This window comes from Mesorhizobium sp. M7A.F.Ca.US.002.01.1.1, from assembly GCF_004022955.1.
GTDB lineage: Bacteria > Pseudomonadota > Alphaproteobacteria > Rhizobiales > Rhizobiaceae > Mesorhizobium > Mesorhizobium ciceri.
On record NZ_RZQE01000469.1, the window covers coordinates 1 to 4600 of the forward strand.

The following is a 4600-nucleotide window of genomic DNA, read 5'->3' on the forward strand; positions in this document are numbered from 1 at the left end:
CCCAGGAACATCTCGCCATCGCCATGGCCGACGGCCAAAGGCGGACCATTGCGGGCGCCGACGATCAAATCCTCGTCGCCTTTGAACATGATCGCCAGCGCAAATGCGCCTTCCAGCCGCTTCAGCGCCTGGTGCGCGGCTTCGACCGGCTTCAGCCCCTTGGCGAGTTCGCGGGCCACCAGATGCGCCACGACCTCGGTGTCGGTCTGCGACGAAAAAGAATAGCCGTCGCGGACCAGTTCGTCGCGCAGTTCGGCGAAATTCTCGATGATGCCGTTGTGGACGATGGCGACGCCGTCGGAAAAATGCGGATGCGCATTGGTCTCGTTGGGCACGCCATGCGTCGCCCAGCGCGTGTGGCCGATGCCGATCGTGCCATCGAGCGGCTCGTCCTTGAGCCGGCGCTCCAGGTTGATCAACTTGCCTTCGGCGCGGCGGCGGGCGAGTTCGCCACGCTCGATGGTCGCGACGCCGGCCGAATCATAGCCACGGTACTCCAACCGCTTCAGCGCATCGACGATGAGCGGCGCAACCTGCGAGTGGCCGACGATTCCAACGATACCGCACATGCAGAAAGCCCCCGATTCCCCGGAAAACCAGCGCTATTTAGGGATGGCCGGCCTGCCGTGGAAAGTCACATTGCATTTCGTCCCGTATAACGGAACGCTCATTCTGTCGATGCACCATGACAGGCCGCTCTTGCAATCCGGTTACTGCAATCGTTCGGTTGCGGGCTGGTCTTACTTTTTCTTCGCCGCCGCCGCCGAAGCAAAGCGCTCGCGCAACTCCTTGCCCTTGCCTGGAATGGTCTTCTGGCGGGCGCGGCCGAAGGCCAGCGCGTCGTCGGGCACGCTTTCGGTGATCACGCTGCCTGAGGCGATGTAGCCGCCCTTGCCGATGGTGACAGGCGCCACCAGCGACGAATTGGAGCCGACAAAAGCGCCCTCGCCGATGTCCGTGAAGAATTTCGAATAGCCGTCATAATTGCAGGTAATGGTGCCGGCGCCGATATTGGCCCCAGCACCGACACGGGCGTCGCCGATATAGGTCAAATGGTTGACCTTGGCGCCCTCTTCGATGACCGCCTGCTTGACCTCGCAGAAATTGCCGACCTTGGCCTTGTTCCTGAGATCGGCGCCCGGCCGCAGCCGCGCGTACGGCCCGACATCGCAATTCGACGCAATGGTGGCGCCCTCGATATGGCTGAAGGCATGGACCTTGGCGCCCGTGGCAATCTTCACACCCGGACCGAACCAGACATTGGGCTCGACGATGGTATCAGTGCCAATCTCGGTGTCATGCGAGAAATACACGGTCTCCGGCGCGATCAGCGTCACGCCCGACAGCATCGCCTCATGCCGCCGGCGCGCCTGCCAGATAGCTTCGGCTTGCGCCAGTTCGGCGCGGTTGTTGATGCCGAGTGCGCTTTCGAAACTGGCTTCGGTGGCCACGACATCGAGGCCTCGCGCACTGGCGATCTCGACAATGTCGGTGAGATAATACTCGCCCTTTGCATTCTTGTTGCCGACCCGATCGAGCAGCGCCAGCGCATGGGCGCCGGCCACCGCCATCATGCCGGCATTGCAGAAGGTTATTTTCCTCTCCTCCTCGGAGCAGTCCTTCTCCTCGCGGATGGCGGTCAGCTTGCCGTCCTTTTCGATCAACCGGCCATAACCAGTCGGACTGGGCGGGCGGAAGCCGATCACGACGACGGCAGCGCCTTCAGCCAGTTTCAGCCGCGCCATGGTCAGCGCATCTGCATCGATCAGCGGCGTGTCCCCGAACATGACCAGGATATCGTCATAACCCTTTGATATTGCATCGCGCGCGGCAAGCACGGCGTGCGCGGTGCCAAGGCGCTTTTCCTGCACGAAAGTCTCGGCCTTGGGCGCGAACTTTGCCGCGGCCTTGCGCATCTCGTCGGCGCCATGGCCGATCACCAGTGCCTGGCTGCCGGCACCCGCCTCTTCCGCTGCCTTCACCACATGGGCGACCATCGGCAGCCCGGCAATCTGGTGCAGCACCTTCGGCAGCACGCTCTTCATGCGCGTGCCTTCGCCGGCGGCGAGGATGACGGACAGGCAGGATCTCTGGCTCATGGATGGGCAACCATATGAAAGGGTTGGGAATCAAGACAGGGTAGCAGTGGGCCCATGCTTCACCAATGCGGTTAAATTCCGGTGAGATGGCGGAGCAGCTGACTCTTAATCAGCGGGTCTTAGGACAGAATTCGGCAGTCAGCACCCCTACAACAGGCCGTGTTTCCTGAATTCCGCCTGCTCGTCACCCGATATCCAGCCAAACACCTTCAGCTTGCCATCGCGCTTTTCGACGAGATAGTTGATCGCAAAGTCGATGGTCACGAGACTCCCATCCTTGCGTTCATAGTCACCGGACCAGTTTACCTCAGCCACGCAATGGTCCTGATCGATTGGCATCACCGAGACATCGACGCAGGTCATTCTCTTGCTGCCGAGGGCACGATAGGCCTCAAAACCCTTTGTCATAATGGCCTTCAACTGCTCGCCATTCTCGCCAACCATGACCGCCGCCGGCGTCACCGAGACAAAACCCGCCGAATACATGTCCGCGACGTCGTTGAGATCGACGGTGTCGGCGATCGCGTCATTGTAGATTTTCTCATAGGCCTTGAAGAATTTTCGCACATCCGCCTTGGCTACCATTCTCGCCTCCCGGCTCGAAAAAGTGTTGGTCAACGGCACTGCAAATGCGGGCTGGTGTGCATCGTTCCCGTGCGGGGGAGACTACCCCAGCCGCCCCAGCACTGGAAAATTCTCCAGCAGCCAATACGACACGGTCTGCACGCCACCAGTCAGAAAAAACACGCCGGCGATCACCAGCAGCGCGCCGATGGCCTTTTCGACGCGGCCGAGATGGACGCGGAATTTGCCGAGGAAGCGCATGAAGGCGCCGGAAAACAGCGCGGCGATCAGGAACGGGATGCCCAGCCCGAGCGAATAGGCGGCGAGCAGCAGCGCGCCCTCGCCCACCGTTTCACGGCCGCCGGCCAGCGTCAGGATCGGTCCCAGAACCGGGCCGATGCAGGGCGTCCAGCCGAAGGCGAAAGCCAGCCCCATGACATAGGCCGCGACCGCACTTGCCGGCTTTCCCTGTGACTGGAAGCGCGCCTCGCGTGACAGCAGCGGAATGCGCAGGACGCCGAGGAAATTCAGGCCCATCAGGATGATCAGCACGCCTGCGCCCATGGCCAGCGGCTCCTGCCAGACGCGTAGCAGCCGGCCGATGGTCGAGGCGCCGGCGCCGAGCGCGACAAAGACGGTCGAGAAGCCGAGCACGAAGGCGATCGAAGAATAGATCAGCGCGCCGCGTGCGCCTTCACGCGCTGTCGCACCCGCATTGCCACGGAAATCGTCGACCGAGACGCCGGCCATATAACAGAGATAAGGCGGCACCAGCGGCAGCACGCAAGGCGACAGGAACGAAATCGCCCCAGCCCCGACCGCGCTGACATAGCCGATGTCCAATGCCATTTCCAAGAACTCCAATGTCGTGACGCCGATATAGCGACGCGCAGCCTTGTCCACCAATCACCATTGTGTTGGCAAGATCATCCATTGCCCGACGCACTTGCCAGGAAGAAACGACAGCCCGCAGGCGTTGATGCTGTGAGGCCGCGATTTCCCGCGCGTCTCCAGATATCAGTCAGGAGATTTCCATGAAAACCATAACCGCAGGACTGGCAGCGCTTCTGCTCAGCACCGCCGCATCCTTCGCTGCCGACGCGTGGAAGGAAGCCGAGGTCAATGGCGCCAAGATCTACACCGACGCCAATGGCATGACGCTTTACACCTATGACAAGGACGAGAAGGGCAAGAGCAACTGCTACGACAAATGCGCCACCAACTGGCCGCCGCTGAAAGCCGAAGCCGGCGCCAAGGCGGATGACGAGTGGAGCGTCGTCGACCGCACCGACGGCACCAAGATGTGGGCCTATGACGGCAAGCCGGTCTACACCTTCATAAAGGACAAAAAGCCCGGCGATGTGACCGGCGACGGCGTCGGCGAAGTCTGGCATATCGTCAAGGCCGACTAAGCACGCCAGTCCCGCTGCTGGCGGGACAAGGGCTGGTCGCCGGGCATCTCCATGCCACCCGGCGGCCGGCATCGAACAGCGTTATAATGTCGCCCGTCCTGGTTTGGGCAGCATTTCAACGACTCGGCGGAAAAATGAATCGGGTCGTTTCCGCTGACTCAGGCCCACCATCTGCCTTTCCCAAATTCTGTGATTTTCTCCATACACTCTAAGAGTGTATTGCTGCGGACCGGCCCGCAATTTGGGCGCTTCCCCTTGACCGGATGCAAAAGCGCGGCCATGTGAGCGACAAATAGAACGAGATTTCGTCGCGCGCAGCGGAATTCTTCTGCCGCACCACAGCTGATATGAGACCTCATGGACGTCGTCGTCGTCGAATCGCCGGCCAAGGCGAAGACAATCAACAAATACCTCGGCAAGAACTACAAGGTTCTGGCCTCGTTCGGCCATATCAGGGACTTGCCGGCCAAGGATGGCTCGGTGCGTCCGGATGAGGATTTCGCCATGTCCTGGGCGGTCGACACC

The 4600-nt window shown here is 61.2% G+C and carries 5 protein-coding genes and 1 pseudogene; 2 read left to right on the forward strand and 4 right to left on the reverse strand.

From position 1 onward, the window contains the following. From EN932_RS29830 to EN932_RS29845, 4 genes and pseudogenes are all read right to left on the reverse strand, one after another. Nucleotides 1-569, reverse strand: a pseudogene (locus EN932_RS29830) (glutamine--fructose-6-phosphate aminotransferase); the annotation flags it as partial. A gap of 171 nt (nucleotides 570-740) precedes the next feature. Next, entirely contained in the window at nucleotides 741-2099 is a 1359-nt protein-coding gene (glmU, locus tag EN932_RS29835) for a bifunctional UDP-N-acetylglucosamine diphosphorylase/glucosamine-1-phosphate N-acetyltransferase GlmU (RefSeq protein ID WP_127385586.1), read from the reverse strand. Between the two features lie 147 nt (nucleotides 2100-2246). Further along, nucleotides 2247-2684: a hypothetical protein gene (locus tag EN932_RS29840; RefSeq protein WP_013531913.1), complete on the reverse strand. Its 438-nt coding sequence runs from the start codon at nucleotides 2682-2684 to the stop codon at nucleotides 2247-2249. Between the two features lie 81 nt (nucleotides 2685-2765). Next, entirely contained in the window at nucleotides 2766-3512 is a 747-nt protein-coding gene (locus EN932_RS29845) for a cytochrome c biogenesis CcdA family protein (RefSeq protein WP_013531914.1), read from the reverse strand. A gap of 185 nt (nucleotides 3513-3697) precedes the next feature. Between EN932_RS29845 and EN932_RS29850 the strand changes: the two genes are divergently transcribed. Beyond that, nucleotides 3698-4075, forward strand: a complete 378-nt coding sequence (locus EN932_RS29850) for a hypothetical protein (RefSeq protein ID WP_024503571.1) — start codon at nucleotides 3698-3700, stop codon at nucleotides 4073-4075. Between the two features lie 357 nt (nucleotides 4076-4432). Further along, nucleotides 4433-4600: toprim domain-containing protein (locus EN932_RS29855; protein WP_164890681.1), on the forward strand; the 168-nt coding region annotated here is incomplete at its 3' end.

What these genes read in the sequence shown, in the direction of transcription:
- glmU (WP_127385586.1), bottom strand. Translation starts at nt 2,099, where the DNA reads ATGAGCCAGAGATCCTGCCTGTCCGTCATCCTCGCCGCCGGCGAAGGC.
- EN932_RS29845 (WP_013531914.1), bottom strand. Translation starts at nt 3,512, where the DNA reads ATGGCATTGGACATCGGCTATGTCAGCGCGGTCGGGGCTGGGGCGATT.
- EN932_RS29840 (WP_013531913.1), bottom strand. Translation starts at nt 2,684, where the DNA reads ATGGTAGCCAAGGCGGATGTGCGAAAATTCTTCAAGGCCTATGAGAAA.
- EN932_RS29850 (WP_024503571.1), top strand. Translation starts at nt 3,698, where the DNA reads ATGAAAACCATAACCGCAGGACTGGCAGCGCTTCTGCTCAGCACCGCC.